The 18,107-nt window shown below is 71.5% G+C and carries 12 protein-coding genes; 3 read left to right on the forward strand and 9 right to left on the reverse strand.

From position 1 onward, the window contains the following. Nucleotides 1-47: 47 nt before the first annotated feature. Nucleotides 48-641, forward strand: a complete 594-nt coding sequence (locus ASF78_RS22625; protein ID WP_056592629.1) for a TetR/AcrR family transcriptional regulator — start codon at nucleotides 48-50, stop codon at nucleotides 639-641. On the opposite strand, the gene ASF78_RS17855 is transcribed toward ASF78_RS22625, so the two are convergent. From ASF78_RS17855 to gatC, 4 genes are all read right to left on the reverse strand, one after another. Next, a complete protein-coding gene (locus ASF78_RS17855) occupies nucleotides 642-1,187 on the reverse strand; it encodes a GNAT family N-acetyltransferase (protein WP_056592633.1) in 546 nt (181 codons plus the stop codon). Between the two features lie 112 nt (nucleotides 1,188-1,299). Then, nucleotides 1,300-2,796, reverse strand: a complete 1,497-nt coding sequence (gatB, locus tag ASF78_RS17860; protein ID WP_056592636.1) for an Asp-tRNA(Asn)/Glu-tRNA(Gln) amidotransferase subunit GatB — start codon at nucleotides 2,794-2,796, stop codon at nucleotides 1,300-1,302. Further along, nucleotides 2,793-4,301 carry an Asp-tRNA(Asn)/Glu-tRNA(Gln) amidotransferase subunit GatA gene (gatA, locus tag ASF78_RS17865; protein WP_056592639.1) on the reverse strand — a complete coding sequence of 503 codons (1,509 nt, stop codon included), beginning with the start codon at nucleotides 4,299-4,301 and terminating at the stop codon, nucleotides 2,793-2,795. The genes gatB and gatA overlap by 4 nt, the downstream gene beginning before the upstream one ends. After that, nucleotides 4,298-4,597: an Asp-tRNA(Asn)/Glu-tRNA(Gln) amidotransferase subunit GatC gene (gene gatC / locus ASF78_RS17870; protein WP_056592643.1), complete on the reverse strand. Its 300-nt coding sequence runs from the start codon at nucleotides 4,595-4,597 to the stop codon at nucleotides 4,298-4,300. The genes gatA and gatC overlap by 4 nt, the downstream gene beginning before the upstream one ends. A 242-nt stretch (nucleotides 4,598-4,839) precedes the next feature. Between gatC and ASF78_RS22835 the strand changes: the two genes are divergently transcribed. Together ASF78_RS22835 and ASF78_RS17875 are read left to right on the forward strand one after the other, a co-directional pair. Further along, the gene (locus tag ASF78_RS22835; protein WP_200940646.1) at nucleotides 4,840-5,007 is read left to right on the forward strand and encodes a hypothetical protein; all 168 of its coding nucleotides are present in this window, start codon (nucleotides 4,840-4,842) and stop codon (nucleotides 5,005-5,007) included. A gap of 2 nt (nucleotides 5,008-5,009) precedes the next feature. Further along, on the forward strand, nucleotides 5,010-5,771 hold the full coding sequence (locus tag ASF78_RS17875; protein WP_056592646.1) for a PH domain-containing protein: 762 nt from the start codon (nucleotides 5,010-5,012) through the stop codon (nucleotides 5,769-5,771). A 5-nt stretch (nucleotides 5,772-5,776) separates the two neighbouring features. On the opposite strand, the gene ASF78_RS17880 is transcribed toward ASF78_RS17875, so the two are convergent. From ASF78_RS17880 to ASF78_RS17900, 5 genes are all read right to left on the reverse strand, one after another. Beyond that, a complete protein-coding gene (locus tag ASF78_RS17880; RefSeq protein WP_056592649.1) occupies nucleotides 5,777-6,190 on the reverse strand; it encodes a hypothetical protein in 414 nt (137 codons plus the stop codon). Between the two features lie 20 nt (nucleotides 6,191-6,210). Then, nucleotides 6,211-14,553: a DUF5979 domain-containing protein gene (locus ASF78_RS17885; protein ID WP_056592651.1), complete on the reverse strand. Its 8,343-nt coding sequence runs from the start codon at nucleotides 14,551-14,553 to the stop codon at nucleotides 6,211-6,213. Nucleotides 14,554-14,799: 246 nt separating this feature from the next. Further along, nucleotides 14,800-15,801: a sugar phosphate isomerase/epimerase gene (locus tag ASF78_RS17890; RefSeq protein WP_056592654.1), complete on the reverse strand. Its 1,002-nt coding sequence runs from the start codon at nucleotides 15,799-15,801 to the stop codon at nucleotides 14,800-14,802. A 2-nt stretch (nucleotides 15,802-15,803) separates the two neighbouring features. Next, the gene (locus ASF78_RS17895; RefSeq protein WP_056592656.1) at nucleotides 15,804-16,946 is read right to left on the reverse strand and encodes a Gfo/Idh/MocA family protein; all 1,143 of its coding nucleotides are present in this window, start codon (nucleotides 16,944-16,946) and stop codon (nucleotides 15,804-15,806) included. Nucleotides 16,947-17,051: 105 nt separating this feature from the next. Continuing rightward, entirely contained in the window at nucleotides 17,052-18,101 is a 1,050-nt protein-coding gene (locus ASF78_RS17900) for a substrate-binding domain-containing protein (RefSeq protein ID WP_056592659.1), read from the reverse strand. Between the last annotated feature and the right edge of the window lie 6 nt (nucleotides 18,102-18,107).

An 18,107-nucleotide genomic window follows, 5' to 3' on the forward strand; every position in this document is an offset into this window, starting at 1 on the left:
CGCGCGCCGCGCTTGTCAAGAACGATCATTCGTTTTTATGCTGCGGGGTGCCCAAGGTCACCGAGGAGTACCGCGTCGCCCGTCGCGACGAGATCGCCGAGGCAGCCCTGCGGGCGTTCCGCCGCAAGGGGTTCCAGGCCACGTCGATGGCCGAGATCATCGCCGAGTCCGGGCTGTCCGCCGGCGCGATCTACGGGCACTACCCCAGCAAGGACGCGATCATCGTCGACGTCGCCTCCCGCGTCGTCGGCAACCGGATCCTCGACGTCGAGCGCCTCGCGCGCACCGAGCCCCTCGCGCCGCCGCCCACCCTCCCTCGCGTCCTCATCGGGGGCATGCTCCGCGCGATCGGCAACCCGGCGATCATGCTGCAGCTGTGGGGCGAGGGCGTCACGGAACCCCAGGTGCGGGCCGTCGCGCACGACGTCATCGTGCGGCTGCGCGGCGCGCTCGTCGAGTACACGTCCCTGTGGCACCAGCGCACCCACGGCACGCCGCCCGACGAGGCCGACGCGCTCGCCGGCGAGCAGGCCCCCCTGCTGATCGCAGCCGTGCAGGGGTTCGTGGTTCAGTCGGCGATGGTGCCGGACTTCGACGCCGAGGCGTACCTGGCCGCCGTCGAGAAGTACCTGCCCCGCTAGTCAGTCCAGCTGGCTCGCCCGGTACTCGTCCTCGAGCAGCGCCATGATGATCGCGTCGCAGTACCCGTCGCCGTCCCGGTAGGCGTCGCGCTTGCGGCCCTCGACCCGGAAGCCGAGGTTCTCGTAGAGGGACTTGGCCCGGGCGTTGATGCTCAGCACGTCCAGCTCGACCCGGTGCAGGGCCAGGCCGTCGAACGCCAGCCCGAGGATGAGCTGGATCGCCTCCGTGCCGTACCCGCGACCGCGGTACCCCGGGCGCATCGCGAGGCGGAGGTTCGCCGAGCGCACGACCTCGTCGATCTCGTTCAGCACGATCTCGCCCAGGTACTCGTCGGAGCCGTTCGCGGTGACCGCCAGGTCGATCCGGCCGTCGACCGACGAGATCGTCGCGCACCAGTCGTCGATCTGCTGGCGCGTGAACACCTGCGTCGTGCCGGTGAGCCGGTTGCCCTCGGCGTCGTTCACGGACTCCCAGAGGGCGTCCGCGTCGCTCGCCCGAAGTGGTCGGAGCACGATCATCTCGCCCTGGAGCGTGGGCTTCTCCATCGGTGCCTCCTGTCGCTGCGGCGAACGCTACGGCCCGGGTATGGCAGGGACGTTACCGGCGGATCACGGGCGGCGGTCAGCGCCCCGCCGGAACGGGGCGCTGACCAGCGGCTCAGCCCTGGATGCGCTCCAGCAGCAGCTCACGGACGCGGCCCGCGTCGGCCTGCCCGCGGGTGGCCTTCATGACCGCGCCGATGATCGCGCCGACCGGGCCGAGGTTGCCGGACCGGATCTTCTCCGCGATGTCCGGCTGGGCAGCCAGTGCGGCGTCGATCGCCTCGAGCAGGGGGCCGTCGTCGGACACGACCTCCAGGCCGCGCGCGACGAGCACCGTCTCCGGGTCGCCCTCGCCCGCCAGCACCCCTTCGAGCACCTGCCGGGCGAGCTTGTCGTTGATCCGGCCGTCGTCGACCAGCTTCTGGAGCTGACCGATCTGGGTCGGCGTCACCGGCAGCTCGGCCAGCTCGACCTCCTGCTGCTTGGCGGTGCGGGCCAGCTCGCCCATCCACCACTTGCGCGCGGCGGCCGGACTGGCACCCGCAGCGATGGTCGTCTCGATGAGCTCGACCGCACCGGCGTTGACGACGTCACGCATCTCGGCGTCGGCGTACTGCCACTCCCCCTGCAGACGACGCCGACGGGCTGCAGGCAGCTCGGGCAGCGAAGCGCGGATCTCCTCGACCCACGCGCGATCCGGGGCGATCGGGACCAGGTCGGGCTCCGGGAAGTACCGGTAGTCCTCCGCGTCCGACTTCACGCGACCCGACGCGGTGGTGCCCGTGTCCTCGTGCCAGTGGCGGGTCTCCTGGATGATCGCGATGCCGTCGTCGAGCACGCCGGCCTGGCGGCTGACCTCGTAGCGCACGGCCCGCTCGACCGACCGGAACGAGTTCACGTTCTTGGTCTCGGTGCGGGTGCCCAGCGGGGACTCGGGCGTCGGGCGGATCGACACGTTCACGTCCGCACGCACGTTGCCGCGCTCCATGCGCGCCTCGGAGACCTCCAGCGCCCGGAACAGGTCACGCAGCGTCTGGACGTACGCGCGGGCCACCTCGGGCGCGCGGGCGCCGGCACCGGTGATCGGCTTGGTGACGATCTCCACCAGCGGGATGCCCGCGCGGTTGTAGTCGACGAGCGAGTACTCGGCGCCGTGGATGCGCCCGTCGGAGCCGCCGATGTGGGTGTTCTTGCCGGCGTCCTCCTCCATGTGCGCGCGCTCGATCTCGACGCGGAAGATGCTGCCGTCGTCCAGCTCGACGTCGACCCAGCCCTCGTACGCGATGGGCTCGTCGTACTGCGACGTCTGGAAGTTCTTCGGGACGTCCGGGTAGAAGTAGTTCTTGCGGGCGAACCGGCACGTCTCCGCGATCGAGCAGTTCAGCGCGAGACCGATGCGGATCGCGTACTCGACCGCGACCCCGTTGACCACGGGCAGCGACCCGGGCAGACCGAGCGAGACGGGCGTGACCGAGGTGTTCGGCTCCTCACCGAAGCCGGCAGGCGCGCCGTCGAACATCTTGGTCTTCGTGCCGAGCTCGACGTGCACCTCGATGCCGATGACCGTGTCGTAGCGCGCGACGGCGTCGTCGTAGTCCACCAGCGTGCTCATCGTCCGACCTCCAGCTCAGGAGCCTTGAGCAGCAGCGGCCCGCCCCACTCCTTCTCCAGCAGCGCTTCGAGCGCCGCACCGACGCGGTACAGCCGGTCGTCGGCCTTGGCCGGGGCCAGCACCTGGAACCCGACCGGCAGGCCGTCGTCGGACAGCCCGCTCGGCAGCGACAGCCCCGGCACGCCCGCGAGGTTGGCGGGGATGGTCGCGACGTCGTTCAGGTACATCGCCAGCGGGTCGTCGAGCTTCTCGCCCAGCTTGAACGCGGTGGTCGGCGCCGTCGGGGAGACCAGCACGTCGGCCTGCTCGAACGCGGCGGTGAAGTCGCGCTGGATGAGCGTGCGGACCTTCTGCGCCGAGCCGTAGTAGGCGTCGTAGTAGCCCGCCGACAGGGCGTAGGTGCCCAGGATGATCCGGCGCTTGACCTCGTCGCCGAAGCCCTGGCCGCGCGTGGCGGACATGACGCGCTCGGCGGTCGGGTTGTCCTCCGGGACGACGCGCAGGCCGAAGCGCATGCCGTCGAACTTGGCGAGGTTGCTCGACGCCTCCGCGGGGAGGATCAGGTAGTACGCCGCGAGCGCGTACGTGAAGTGCGGGCAGGAGACCTCGACGATCTGCGCACCCGCGTTCCGCAGCAGCTCGAGCGACTCCTCGAACCGCGCGAGCACACCGGGCTGGTAGCCCTCGCCCTGCAGCTCGCGGATGACGCCGACGCGCACACCGGTCAGGTCGCCGTTCGCGCCCTGACGGGCCGCGGCGACCAGCGGAGAAAGCGGCTCGTCGATGGACGTCGAGTCGCGCGGGTCGTGGCCGCCGATGAGCTCGTGCAGCAGCGCGGAGTCCAGGACCGTCCGCGTCACGGGTCCGGCCTGGTCCAGCGACGACGCCAGCGCGATGAGCCCGTAGCGGGACACCCCGCCGTAGGTGGGCTTGACGCCGACCGTGCCCGTGACGGCGGCCGGCTGGCGGATCGAGCCGCCGGTGTCCGTGCCGATCGCCAGCGGCGCCTCGTATGCGGCGACCGCCGCCGCGGACCCGCCACCGGAGCCGCCGGGGATCCGGTCGAGGTCCCACGGGTTGTGGGTGTTGCCGTACGCCGAGTGCTCCGTGGACGACCCCATGGCGAACTCGTCCATGTTGGTCTTGCCCAGGATCGGCAGGCCCGCTGCCTTGAGCTTCTCGACGAGCGTCGCGTCGTAGGGCGGGATCCAGCCCTCGAGGATCTTCGAGCCCGCGGTGGTCTCCAGGCCCTTGGTGACGACGACGTCCTTGACCGCGATCGGCACGCCGGCGAGCGCGTGCAGCGACTCCCCGGACGTGCGGCGCGCGTCGACGTCGGCTGCGGCAGCGAGTGCAGCATCGCTGCTGACCTGCAGGAACGCGTGGACGGCACCGTCCACGTCGGCGATCCGGTCGAGGTGCGCCTGCGTCACCTCGACGCTGGACACCTCCTTCGCGGCGAGCTTCTCGGCCAGGACCGCGGCGGAGAGACGAGTGAGGCTCACGCGTCCTCCCCCAGGATCTGCGGGACCGCGAACTTGCCGTCGATGTGCTCCGGCGCGGACGCCAGCACGAGGGCGCGGTCGACCGGCTCCACGGGCACGTCGGGGCGGAACACGTTGGTCAGCGGCAGGGGGTGGCTGGTGGCCGGCACGTCGGGCGTGGCGATCTCGCTCACGCGGGCGACCGACTCGACGATGACGTCGAGCTCGCCCGCGAGGCGGTCGAGCTCCGCCGGCGTGAGGTCGATCCGTGCCAGGCCCGCCACGCGCGCGACCTCGTCGCGAGAGAGGGTGGACATGCGTCGGAGTCTAGACGTTGGGCATGCCTGCCTACGCGGGCGAGCACAGCAACGCGTCCCGCTCCCGGTGTGTGCTCCCCCGCTGGGCGCCGTCCGGTAAGTACGCTTTGCCGAGACTGGTGGTGCTGGCCGGCCCTGCCCCCCGGGTCGACCCGCCGCCTGCCCCCGACCGTGCTGCCCGCAAGAAACGCGCTCCCCCTGACCGCGCCCGCGCCACCCGACGACGCCCTGCGAGGACCACCATGCCGCCGAAGATCAAGACCGCCCTCTTCTGGATCATCGCGATCTTCCTCGTGTACGCCATCGTCACGAGCCCGGACCGCGCCGCCGACGCCGTGCGCGCCGTGTGGGACATCATCGTCAGCGCGTTCAGCAGCTTCGCCACGTTCTTCTCCAACCTGACCGAGTGACGATGGCCACCGTCGAGCAGACTCTCGCGGGGCACCGGACCCTGCGGAAGTACGTGCTGCCCGGCGAGCGCGTGGTCCTGACCCGCCGGTCCCACTGGGGCAAGCTCGCGGAGCCCGCCCTCAGCACCTTCGTCGGTTTCGTGGTCGTGGCGTGGCTCGTCGAGGTGGCCGCCACCGCCGTCGGCCAGCGCTCCGAGTGGTTGTGGTGGCTGTGGGTCGCGGTGCTCGTGCGACTCGTGTGGAAGGTGCTGGACTGGCGCAACGAGTGGTTCGTCGCCACCGACAAGCGCATGCTGCTGCTCTACGGGCTCATCACCAAGAAGGTCTCGATGATGCCGCTGGTCAAGGTCACCGACATGCGGTACTCCCGGTCCATCACCGGCCGCGTGCTCGGCTACGGCGAGTTCCTGATGGAGTCCGCCGGCCAGGACCAGGCGCTGAGCCGCATCTCCTGGGTGGCCAACCCCGACTCCACCTACCGCGAGCTGTGCGCGATCATCTTCACGCCGACACAGGTACCTCAGGCAGCGCAGAACCGTCCGCCGTCCGTCGCCGTGCGCCGCCCGGCACCGGCGCCCGTCAGCCCGGTGGTCGCCGACCGCGGCGTCGCGTGGCCACCTCTCCACGAGGTGCGCCCGGACGACACGCAGCCGATCAGCATCCCGCCGCGACAGCCTGCCGGCGACGACGGCCCGGGGTGGACCGTGTCCGGTGAGCGCGGCACGTTCGTGCCGGTCCAGGACCAGGACCGCTACGACGACTGACCGGGTCAGACCCGGTCGACCGCCGCACTGACCAGCGCCAGCAGCGCCTGGGCGTACGCGTCCGCCGCCTCGTCGGCGGTGAACACCCGCTCCGGCTGCCCCGAGAGCTCGACGAGCACCTGGTACTGACCGTCGAGCGACCGCGCCAGGCTCCGGAACGTCCGGCCGAGCAGCTCGCGCAGCTGGTCCTCGCGCGGCAGCCAGAGGGCATCCTCCTGCGCGACCGAGTCGAGCGCCCACTCCGTCGTGCCGTTGAACCCGAGAACCGTCCCGGTCGGGTACTCGTGCGGCTCGACGACCATGTCCGAGATGGTGAAGACCTGGTCGGCGAGCGTCCGCACGGCGAACCGGTCACCCGGCGCCGGACGCCAGCGCAGGCCGGCGGAGTGGAGCTGCTCGGCACGGGCGATGCTGATCATCTGGCCAGTATCACCCCTGTTCAGACGGTCGGCACGGCCCAGCGCCGTCGCGCCACCAGCACGGCGAGCACACCCGTGACAAGCAGCAGCACACCGAGCAGCGCCGGGGCGAGCGGGCTCGTCCCCGTCGCCGCGAGCGTGCTCGAGCAGCCCGACGCCGCCAGGAGGGCTGCCGCCGACATCGGTGCCGACGACGGCCCGGTGACCGCGGTGCCGAGGCCGGCGCCCGGCCCACCACCACCGGGGGACGCGAACCAGGTGTTGATCACCTCGACCGGCTGGCACACGTCGTCGCCGACAGGCAGCGCGAACTGCGCCGACGGCGGGTCGGTCGCGGTCGGGATCGTCGGCGTGCCGACACCGTCGACGACGACCTGCACGGCGTCGGCGCTCCCGGCGTCCGTCTCCGCGACCACGCACGTCGCTCCCTGGGGCAGGTCCTCGTAGACCGCGACCCAGGCACCCGCCTGGGAGAGCGTCCGCGTCGGCCCGCCAGGGACGTCGACCGGCACCGTCACACCGTCGACCTCCTGGGTGCACGCGAGGCCGACCGTGAACACGTCCCCCTGGTGGCTGGGCGCGTCCGCCCCGGAGAGGCTCTTGACCACCCTGACCTCACCGACGTCGAAGGTGTTCGTCACGGTCACCGTCGCGGGCTCACCCGCGACCGTGATCTCCCCGGGCTCCCCGTCGTCGACGGCCGAGATCGTCGTGGAGGTCGCCCCGCCCGTGGTGGGCTCGGTGACGACGCACTCGGACCCGACCGGGAGCTGCTCGTACGTGGCCGGTGACCCCGGCTCGACGCTCCGCGTGGCGCCGTCCGGGATCTCGACCGGCACCCCGTCGAACGTGCAGGACAGCGACACCTCGAACGGACCGCCGCCGTAGAGGTCGGCGCCGTCACCGGTCACGACCTTGTCGACCACGAGCGCGCCGAGGTCGTAGGTGTTCGTCACCGTGATGACGACGGGGTCGGCCTCGTCCGCGGGCACGACCGTCGCACCGGGACCGCCGAGGATGACCGTCCGGGAGATGGTCGTCGACGTCGCTCCCCCGTCGTCCGTCTCGCTGACCACGCAGTCCGCGCCGACGGGCAGGTCCGTGAACGTCACGGTCTCGCCCGGCCCGACCTCCTGCGTCGCACCGCCCGGGATCTCGATCGGGTCGCCCTCGAACGTGCACGCCAGCGACACCTCGAACGGACCCGTGCCGTACTGCGCACCGTCCCCGTCCACGACCTTCTCGACACTCAGCTCACCCAGGTCGAACGTGTTCGTCACCGTGACGAGCACCGGGTCGCCGTCGTCACCGGGGACGGCCGCCTGGCCGGGTTCGCCGTCGACGACCGTCGTGGACACCGTCGTCGACGTCGCCCCCGCCGCGTCCGTCTCGCTCACCACGCACTCGGCTCCCACCGGGAGGTCGGTGTAGGTGACCGTCTCCCCTGGGCCGACGTCCTGCGTGGCGCCACCGGGGATGTCGACCGGGTCACCCTCGAACGTGCACGCCAGCGACACCTCGAACGGGCCCGTGCCGTACTGCGCACCGTCCCCGTCCACGACCTTCTCGACGCTCAGCTCGCCCAGGTCGTACGTGTTCGTCACCGTGACCAGCGCGATCTCGTCCTCCGTGATGGTCACGGTGTCCGGAGCGACGGACACGGCGGTCGCTCCGCCGTCGTCGGTCTCCGTGATGGAGCACACCGCCCCGTCGGGGATCCCGAACCAGACCCCGGGCTGACCGGGCGTGATCTCACGCGTCGGTCCACCGAGGTACGTCTCGATCGGGATGCTGCCGAAGGTGCAGGCGAGCGTGACCTCCCACGGCCCGGCGGCGTACTGCGCGCCGTCCCCGTCGACGACCTTGCGGACCACGACCGGGGAGATCCGGAACGTGTTGGTCACCGTGATCTCGGCGTCGCCGTCGGTGACCACGACCTCGCCGGGGGCGCCACCGTCCACGGTCGTCGAGATCTCGACGTCGGTCGCCCCGCCGTCGTCCGTCTCCGTCACGACGCACTCCGAGCCGACGGGCAGGTCGTCGTACCGGGCGGGCGTGTCGACGGTCAGCTCGCGCGTCGGGCCACCGGGGATCGTGATCGGCTCGCCCTCGTAGGTGCAGCTGAGCGAGACCTCCCACGGACCCGTGGCGTACTGCGCGCCGATGCCGGCGAGAGCCTTGTCGACGACGATCGAGCCGACGTCGAACGTGTTGGTGATGACCACCTGGGCGGGTTCGCCGCCGCCGACCGTCACCGTGTCCGGCACGACGACGGCGCCCGTGGCACCACCGTCATCGGTCTCGGTGACGGTGCAGACGGCGCCGACCGGCAGGTCCACGACCTGCGCCTCGAGCGGGTCGCCGCCGCCGAGCGAGACGGTGTCGTCGTACACGGTCCGCGGATCGCCGGGACCGTCGCCGTCGTCGTCGAACGAGCAGGTCACGTCGATCTCGAACGGACCGCCTCCCCACACGTCGCCACCGTCGCCGTCGACGACCTTGAGGAGGTCGATCGCGCCGACCGCGACGGTGTTCGTGACCACGACGGCGGTCGTGACCTCGTCGCCGGCGTCGCGGGCCGTGAGGACCACCGTCGCGGAGCCGTCCACCGTGACCGGCGGCTGCCCGTCCTGGGTGACCGTGAAGGTGGTCGAGGTCGCGCCGCCCGTCGCGGTCTCGGTGACGACGCACTCGGAGCCGACCGGCAGGCCGGTGAGCTCCACCGGGGCGTCGCCGTCGTCGATCGTGACGGTCATCGGCTCACCCGGGTCGAACCCGTCGGCGTACACCGGCTCGCCGAGGAACGTGCACTCCACGGTGAGCTCGAACGGGCCGAACGGGACCGGGTCGCCGTCCTGGTCGACCGCGTCGGTGTCGAGCACCTTCGACAGCTCGAGGCCGGTGAGGTCGTAGACGTTGACGGCCTCGAGCTCGACCACGTCCGGCTCCTCGCCGATGGTCACCGAACCCACCTGGAGCTCGGTCTCGCCGTTGCTACCGTCCTCCGTGACGGTGCACTCCGCGCCGTAGGGCAGGTTCGTGACCGTCGTCGCGTCGGGTGGTGTGACGGTGATCGGGATCGGGTCGAGCTCGGTCTCGAGCCAGGTGCCGACGGCCGACGTGCAGGCGACCTGGAGGCTGAACGAGTCGGGCGCGTACTGGGCGCCGTCGCCGGTCACCGTCTTGGTGACGTCGAGCGAGCCCGTCGCGGTCGCCACGCCGACCTTGGTGCCCTCGGTGGGCAGCAGGTTGAACTGCTGCCCCTGCACGGTCTCGATGACCGCGTTGGCCGCCGCCGAGTTGTAGGCGATGGAGCGGTCGCCCGCCGCGGGCGCCTCGGCCGGGGTGGTGGTCGTCCCCTCGATCGCGATCGACTCGCCCGGCTCGAACGGGGCGTCCTCGGGGAAGTCGATGACGAACTTCATCGCGGTGATCGTCTCGAAGACCTCCTCGCTCTCGGTGCCCGTCAGGGGTGCCCACCCCGTCGCGGGGTCGCCTGCCGGGCAGGTCGGCTCATTGAGCGGGTCCTCGAGGTCGGCCATGCAGTAGTCGGTCGCGGTCGTGTAGAAGAAGGTCGCCACCGCGCCCGCCGGTGCGTTCACGAGAACGGGCGGCGGGTCGTTGGTGAGGATCGGCTCCCACTGGGACCCGCGGTCCGAGCCGGAGTAGGAACCCGTGTCACCCGGGACGGGCAGCCGGTCGTAGGAGACGACCTTGGTCATCGGGAGGTTGCCGACGTTGTCGATGCGTACGCGCCACGTCTCGTCGTGCCCGGGCGGCACCACGGGGGTGCACGGGTAGGAGTAGAAGCCCTGGGCGTCCGGTGTGCAGGTCGTCGCGGGGTCGGCGGCCGGGTCGACGAACACCTCGAGCTCGTCGTCGTCGGTGGCCTTGACCTGCTTCGACTGGGCCAGGACGCCGGCGGGGACGCTGGTCACGTCCGCGTCGGCCTCGCACGCGCCCGTGTCGGCGTCGAGCCGCGTGACGCACTCGTCCCACGGCCGGTCACCCGTGACGCCGGCGGTGTTCGGCACCACGGTCTCGGCCGGGAGGCCCAGGCGGAACTGCACCATCACGGTGATCGTGTAGGTCTGGCCCACCTCGAGGACGGTGTCGTCGGGGAACGAGAGCTCGAGGCTCTCGATGTCGCCCGTCTGCACGATCGTGACGTCCGCGGGATCGGTCGGCAGCGGTTCGCCGTTGGCGGGGTCCGGCGCTGCGCCCGTGAGCGCGAAGGTGAACGGCTCGTCGACGTCGGCCAGCGCGAGCTGCGCGCCGACGTCGTCGACCGGCATCGGGTCGGTGACGACGAGGTCGAAGATCGGCCGGTTGCCGGTGTTCGTCACCGCGATGGTCATCGGGAAGACCGCGTTGGGCGCCTCGGTGCCGCCGGTCACCGTGCCGTCGAAGGCCTTGACGATCTGCACCCCGTTCTCGGCGTGCACGTAGACGACCGACGCGTCCTGGGAGTCCGTGCCGCCGACGGGCACGAGGTCCCCCGTGTCGGGGTCGACCACCTGGTCCGCACCGGAGACCGTGCCGTCGACCGTGTTGCTCGCGACACCCGGCGCGTCCTCCCCGGGCGCCGGTGGGTTGTCCGCCAGGTCGGGCAGGACCGGCCCGCCCGTGCGCAGCTCCTCCCGGCGCTCGACGTTCATCGGCACGCTCTGCAGGGGGTTCTCCGGGTTCTCCCAGATCGCACCGTCGGCGCGCGTGAAGGTGAACCGCAGACCCTGGACGTCCTCGGGACCGACGCCCGCCGGCAGCGCGAAGGTGCTCCCGAGCGTGCCGGTCTCCCAGCCGCCTCCGCTGACGACGACGTTGTCGCCGATCGCTGTGAAGGTCGCCCCCGTGAACGCGTCGACCTGCACCTGGTCGATGGGTGCCGTGAGGGTGGCCCCCACGAACGCGTCGAAGTCGTACTGGTTCCAGAACTGCGGGTCGTCGTCGACCAGCACCATCTCCACGGCCCGTGACGGCCCGACCGGCTGACCCGTGAGCGTCATGAGCACCGGCCCGGTCCCCGGCTCGACCACCTGGCCGGGCTCGAACGTCTTGCCGACCTCCAGGTCGATCGCCGCCGTCTGCAGAACCATGTCGGCGCCGTCCCACGCGAGCGGCTGGTCCTGCGACGTCCCGCCGGGGTCGGAGACCTGCGCCGCTGCGACGTTCGGCACCGGGCTGTAGCCCTCGACCGTCACCGGGTCCCCGGTGTAGCGGTCGAGGGCGCGCAGCTGGAGCGTCAGCGTCATCGTCCCCGAGGCCTGGCTCGCGATCCGCCCGTCGAACGCCACCTCGACGCCGACGACGTCCTGCAGGTCGTCCACCGTGAGCGCCTCGGCCGCGGTCTCGTCGTACGTCGCCGTGTCGAGCGTGGCGCCGTCCCAGGTCGTGAGGGTGACGGTGGTGGTCTCGGTGCCCGTGGGCGGGGAGACGTCGACGGCCCGGAGCGTGAACGCGTCGAACGGCTCGGTGCCCTCGGTGACCTGCACCTCGTCGGTGCCCTCCAGACCCGGGTCGACGATCCGGAGCTGGTCGACGCGCGCCAGGGACTCGTTCGTGCCGGTGACGGTGACGGTGGTCGACGGGTAGAAGGCCGCCGGCGTGCCTTCCGGTGGGACGGAGATCGGGCCGCCTGTCCACGTCTTGTCGGTGCCGACGTTGATCGGCTGGTCGATGATCAGCACGGTCGCGTCGTCCGAGTCGGTGTACTGCTCGCCGTCGAACGTCGCGGTGCCCTGCGCCACGTCGCTCACCAGGCCCGCATCAGGCGTGTTGTAGAGGGTCCCGTTCGTCGAGCCCAGGACCGGCGACCCGTCGCTGCGGCGGTCGTCGCGGATCTGGAAGGTGAGCTGGACGTGCCGCCCGTCCGCCTGCGTGGACCGTGCCACACCGTCGCCGGGCTGGGGAGCGAGCACGTCGTCCGTCGTGCGGGACGGTGACTCGACGTACGTCAGCCGCGCCGCCGTCGCGTCCGCGCTCTCGTCGGCCGAGAGCGTGTACCCGGGGAACGAGCCGTCGCACGGGCAGGGGTCCCCCGCGGCCGGCACCCAGGCCCCGCCGACGTAGAGCTCGACGCTCTCGATCTCGTCGTACTGCATCAGTGGGTCGACCGACGCGTCGATCGCCTCGATCCGGACGAGGTCGAACGCGTCGTAGAACGAGCTCGCGACCGGCGTGGTCTCCGGGGTGCCGATGTCCCCGATCACCATCGGGTCCACGCCGGAGAAGCCGTTCGTCGACCAGGTGATCTGCGCGGTCACCTGGTCGGTCGACCGCGCGAGGACGGAGGGCGGGTCGCCGCCGAGGAACGCCTTGTCGAGGAAGTCGAGGTCACCCGCGCCGTCCACCGGGAACGGGTCGACCGACGCGCAGCCTTCGGCCGGGTCGGTCGGCGCGACGGTGCTCGACGACGCGCTGGACGCGCCGCAGTTGGTCAACGGCGTGTCGAGGTCGGTCGGTCCGTCGTACGCGGCGGTGAAGTTCGGCTGGAACGAGGTCTCCGGCGGGAAGCCGCCGTCCGTCGAGTCGTAGACGAACTGGACGCCCTCGGCCCCCGCCGGGAGGTCGCAGCTGACCACCTGCGGTCCCGTCCACGGTCCGCAGCCCGGAGCCGGGACCCACTCGCTGCCGTCCCAGTAGTTCACCGTGAGGGTGGAACCCGGGGGGACGTCCGTCGTGCGCACCGACGTCGCGGAGAAGTTCGCCCAGAAGTCGCCCGGGTCGGACGGGTCGGTCGGGTCCTGGATGACCACCTGGTCCGCGGACGAGGTGGACCCGTCCGGCCCGAACGGCAGCAGCTCGCTCGGCAGCTGGACGATCACGCTCTGCCCAGGGATCGCCGGGAAGGTCGACGGGGTGATGAGCTTGTCGGTGTCGGTCGCGAGCCGGTCGGTGAGAGTGACGAGGTCCGCCGCCGCCGTGCTCTCCGCGTTCGGGATCGTGGCGGTGACCTCGTTGGGGTGGGTCACGTCGTCCAGGTCCTGGTCGGGGTCCGTGTCCGCCGTGAACGGCACAGACGCCTGCGCACCCGTGACGATGGCGCCCGTGAACTCCACGCTGAAACCCAGGACCTCGCAGTCCGGCGGCGGGTTCGGCAGGGTGCCGACGGTCGTCGTGTCCAGGGTCGGGGTGGCGCCGTCGGCACAGGTGAACGTCACCGCTGCCGCGTCCGCGTTCGCCGGCCACTGGACCCCGGTCCCGTCGCCGCTCGGCCCGAACCCGGTGAACCTCAGCGGGTCGTCGCCCTCGAAGGGACTGGCGGTGCCCGGCGACGGCTCGGTCAGCGTGAGCGACGTGGTCGGGTCTCCACCGTTGGTGGCGCCGATCGTCACGGTCGTCGGCGCGCCGGCGCTGACGGTCGCCGGGTCGAAGCTCTTCGACGCGGTGACCGAGTTGTTCGGGGGCGTGATGACGTAGGTGTCGCTGTCGGACGTGGGGACCGACTGACCGCCTTCGGGGTGCACCACGGAGGACTGGACGTCGTTGGTGACGGTGGTCGCGCCGGTGAGCTCCTCCACGGCGTCGGTCTGCACGACCGAGACCGGGATCGTCGCTGTGGCACCAGGCTGGATGTCGCCCTCGAAGGTGTACCGGACGCCCTGCACGGCGGTCGGGTCGACCGAGTCGTCCAGCGGCTCCCACGAGTCGCCGTCCCAGTACTCCTCCGTCACCGTGGTCGCGTTCGGTGGCAGGCCGATGTCCCCCGTGGCGGAGTAGCCGAGGTAGGTGAACGGGTTCGGCGTCGCCGTCGGGTCCACCGGGTCCTGCACGACGAGCTGGTCGACCGGGTCGTTCGACGTGTTCGTCGCCGACAGCGTCATCGTCGTGGGGGTCCCGGGAGCAGCGATCGCTCCCTCCGGGACGATCTCCTTCGTCGTCGTGGACCCGATCACGAGCGGGACCACCGGGGTGATCGTGGCGTTCGCGGGCACGAGCGGCGCGTTGTCCGCGACCACCGTGGCGCTGTTCGTGATGGGTACGCCGTCAGCCGAGTACGGCAGGTCCGGGTCCACCTGGGCCGTGATGAGGATCTGCGCCTGAGCACCGTTCGGCACGCTCGGCCAGGTGGCGGTCACCGTGTCGGTCGTCGTGTCAGCGTCGATGGCGCCCCCCGTGGGCCCGCTCTGGATCGACGCGCTGACCAGCTCGAGGCCGTCGGGCAGCGGGTCGGTGACGACCGCGTTCGTGCAGGGGTCCGCGTTGGGGTCCGAGCAGGACACGGTGACGACGAACTGGACGTTGTCACCGGGCTGGTACGGCCCGGTGCTCGTCTCGGTCTTGCTGATGCCCCACGTGGCGGCCGCGGCCGGGAGCGCGGGGACGACGATCAACGGAAGGGACAGGACGACTGCGCCGAGCACGGCGACCCGTGGTCGCCACCACGGCAGCCTCCGTCCGCCGCCCGTCGGTCCTTCCGGTGCACGTCGCCCAGCCACCATCCCCGGCCCCCCCCGGTCAGCTCGTCGCACGTGGTCGCACTGCCCCGTGCGACCACAGACACGTCGAGCCTGGCACAGCCCGTGCACGCGGGCATCTGGTCCACCGTGGGACCGGGGGTGGCGCGCGGGGGTGGCGCGCGGGGGTGCCGAGCGCGCCACCCGGACCGGTCAGCGCGTGCTGAACGCCGCGTCGAACGCGGCCGTCGGCGGGTCGAACGCGTTGCGCTTCACGAACTCCAGCGCCTCGGGCGCGCCGAGGAGCCGGTCCATCCCGGCGTCCTCCCACTCGACCGAGATCGGGCCGTCGTACCCGATGGAGTTGAGCGCCCGGAACGACGCCTCCCACGGCACGTCCCCGCGGCCGGTGGACACGAAGTCCCACCCGCGGCGGAGGTCGGCCCACGCGAGGTGCGACCCGAGCCGGCCGTTGCGACCGTTCCCGAGGCGGAGCTTCACGTCCTTGCAGTCGACGTGGTAGATCCGGTCGGCGAACTCGAGGATGAAGTCGACCGGGTCCAGCTGCTGCCAGATGAAGTGGCTGGGGTCCCAGTTCAGGCCGAACGCCTCGCGGTGGCCGATGGCCTCCAGGGTCCGCACGGTCGTCCAGTAGTCGTAGGCGATCTCGCTGGGGTGGACCTCGTGCGCGAACCGGACGCCGACCTCGTCGAACACGTCGAGGATCGGGTTCCACCGGTCGGCGAAGTCCTGGTAGCCGGCGTCGACGGCCTCCTGCGAGACCGGCGGGAACATCGCGACGTACTTCCAGATGCTCGACCCGGTGAACCCGACGACCGTCTTCACGCCGAGCTTCGCGGCGATCCGGGCGGTGTTCTTCATCTCCTCGGCGGCCCGCTGCCGGACGCCCTCGGCGTCGCCGTCGCCCCACACGCGGTCGGACAGGATGTCGCGGTGCCGCTGGTCGATGGGGTCGTCGCAGACGGCCTGACCCTTGAGGTGGTTGGAGATCGCCCAGACCTTCAGGCCGTACTCCTCCAGCAGCGCGAGCTTGCCGGCGACGTACTCGTCGTCGTCCCAGCGCCACGGGTCCAGGTGGTCGCCCCAGCAGGCGATCTCGAGGCCGTCGTAGCCCCACCCGGCGGCCAGGCGCACGACCTCCTCGAAAGGCAGGTCCGCCCACTGGCCGGTGAACAGGGTGATCGGTCGCGCCATCGTCAGCTCTCCTTCGTGACTGGGGTCCACGTGCTGTCGTTCGCGGCGGACTCCTCGACCGCGGCGAGCACCCGCTGCACGACGAGCCCGTCGGCGAAGCTGGGCACCGGCTGGCGGTGCTCGGCGATCGCGGTGACCAGGTCCACCGCCTGGTGCGTGAACGCGTGCTCGTACCCGAGGCCGTGACCCGGGGGCCACCAGGCTGCCACGTAGGCATGCTCGGGCTCCGTGACGACGATGCGTCGGAACCCCGCGACCGCGGCGTGCTCGGACGCGTCGAAGTAGTGCAGGACGTTCATGTCCTCGAAGTCGAACGCGAGCGACCCGGTCGACCCGTTGATCTCCAGGCGGATCGCGTTCTTGCGCCCCCACGCGAACCGGGTGGCCTCGAACGTCGCCAGCCCCCCGCCCGACATCCGGCCGAGGAAGATCGCGGCGTCGTCGACGGTGACCGGGCCCGTCTCCGAGCCGGCCGTGCCGTGCAGACCGGAGTGCTCCGAGGCGACCGGGCGCTCCGTGACGAACGTCTCCAGCACCGCGGACACACCCGTGACCGACTCCCCCGTGACGAACTGGGCGAGGTCCACGATGTGCGCGCCGATGTCCCCGAGTGCCCCGGAGCCGGCCTTCTGCTTGTCCAGCCGCCACGACAGCGGCGCCTGCGGGTCGGCGATCCAGTCCTGCAGGTACTGCGCGCGCACGTGCCGGACCGTGCCGATCCGGCCGTCCGCGACGAGCGTGCGGGCGAGCTGGATGGCAGGGACGCGGCGGTAGGTGAACCCGACCATCGCGAGCCCGCTGCTGGCTTCGGCCGCCCGGACCATCGCCTCGGCCTCCGCGACGGAGTTCGCCAGCGGCTTCTCGCACAGCACGTGCTTGCCGGCCTCGAGCGCCGCGATCGCGATCTCGGCGTGCGTGTCGCCGGGGGTGCAGATGTCGACGAGGTCGATGTCGTCGCGGGCGACGAGCGCCTTCCAGTCGGTCTCCGAGCTGGACCAGCCCAGCTTCGTCGCCGCGGCGGTCACCGCGGCCTCGTCGCGACCTGCGACGGCGGCCATGTCCGGCCGCAGCGGCAGGTCGAAGAACCGGGGGGCGTTGCGCCAGGCCTGCGAGTGCGCGACGCCCATGAACGCGTACCCGACCATGCCGATGCCCAGGCGTGGGACTGCTTCTGTCACGGCTCCTCCTCGCGGCCCGTGCCCGGGCGGGTTCCCTGCGGAGGGGAACCCGCCCGGCTCGTCAGGTGGGACTCAGGACTCGAAGGCGGTCGGCAGGTACTGGTCGACGTTCTCCTTGGTCACGACGGGTGCGTAGAGCTGGATGGTGCGGGGCACCTCGACCTCGACCAGGTCGCTCATCGACTTGCCCTGCACGAGCAGGCGGGCCAGCTTGACGCCGTCGGCTGCCTGCGTGGACGGGTAGATGACGGTCGCCTTGAGGACGGAGTCGTCGGCCTTGATGGCCTCCATGACGTTCTTCGAGCCGGCGCCGCCGACCATGATGAACTCGTCGCGACCGGCGTTCTCGATGGCCGCCATGACGCCGACGCCCTGGTCGTCGTCGTGGTTCCAGATGGCGTCGAGCTGCGGCGCCGCCTGCAGGAGGTTGGCCGCCGCGGACTCTCCGCCCTGGACGGTGAAGTCGGCCGCCACGCGGTTGCTGACCTCGAGGCCGCACGCTGCGAGCGCGTCCTCGAAGCCCTGGCTGCGGTCCTGCGTCAGCGGCAGGGAGTCGATGCCCGCGATCTCCGCGACCTTCGCGTCAGGCTTGCCGCCGAGCTCGCCGCAGATGTACGCGCCGGCGCTGACGCCCATGCCGTAGTTGTCACCCAGCACGGTGGTGCGGGCGGCGTCCGGGTCCTCGAACTCGCGGTCGACGTTGATGACGACGATCCCGGCCTGCATCGCCTTGATGGCGACCTCGGTGAGCGCCGCGCCGTCGAACGGCAGCAGCACGATGGCGTCGACACCGTCGTTGATGAACTGCTCGATCTGGCTGATCTGCAGGTTCACGTCGTTCGTGGCCTCGGCCTGGACCAGCTCGACGTCGGAGTACTTGGCGGCCTCGTCGACGGCGGACTTGGTGATGGAGCCCATCCAGCCGTGGTCGGCGGCGGGGGCGGAGAAGCCGATGACGACCTTGTCACCGGGCTCGTCGTTGCTGCCGGCGGCCGCGGCGGGCGCCTGCGGCTCACCGGTGTCCTCGGCCTCGGGGGTGTTGGACGTGCAGCCGACGACGAGCACGAGAGCTGCGGCGGTGCCGGCTGCCGCGAGCCACTTACGGCGCAGAGCTGTGGACATGACGAT

The sequence above is a fragment of the Cellulomonas sp. Leaf334 genome, assembly GCF_001424195.1.
Classification (GTDB): Bacteria; Actinomycetota; Actinomycetes; order Actinomycetales; family Cellulomonadaceae; genus Cellulomonas.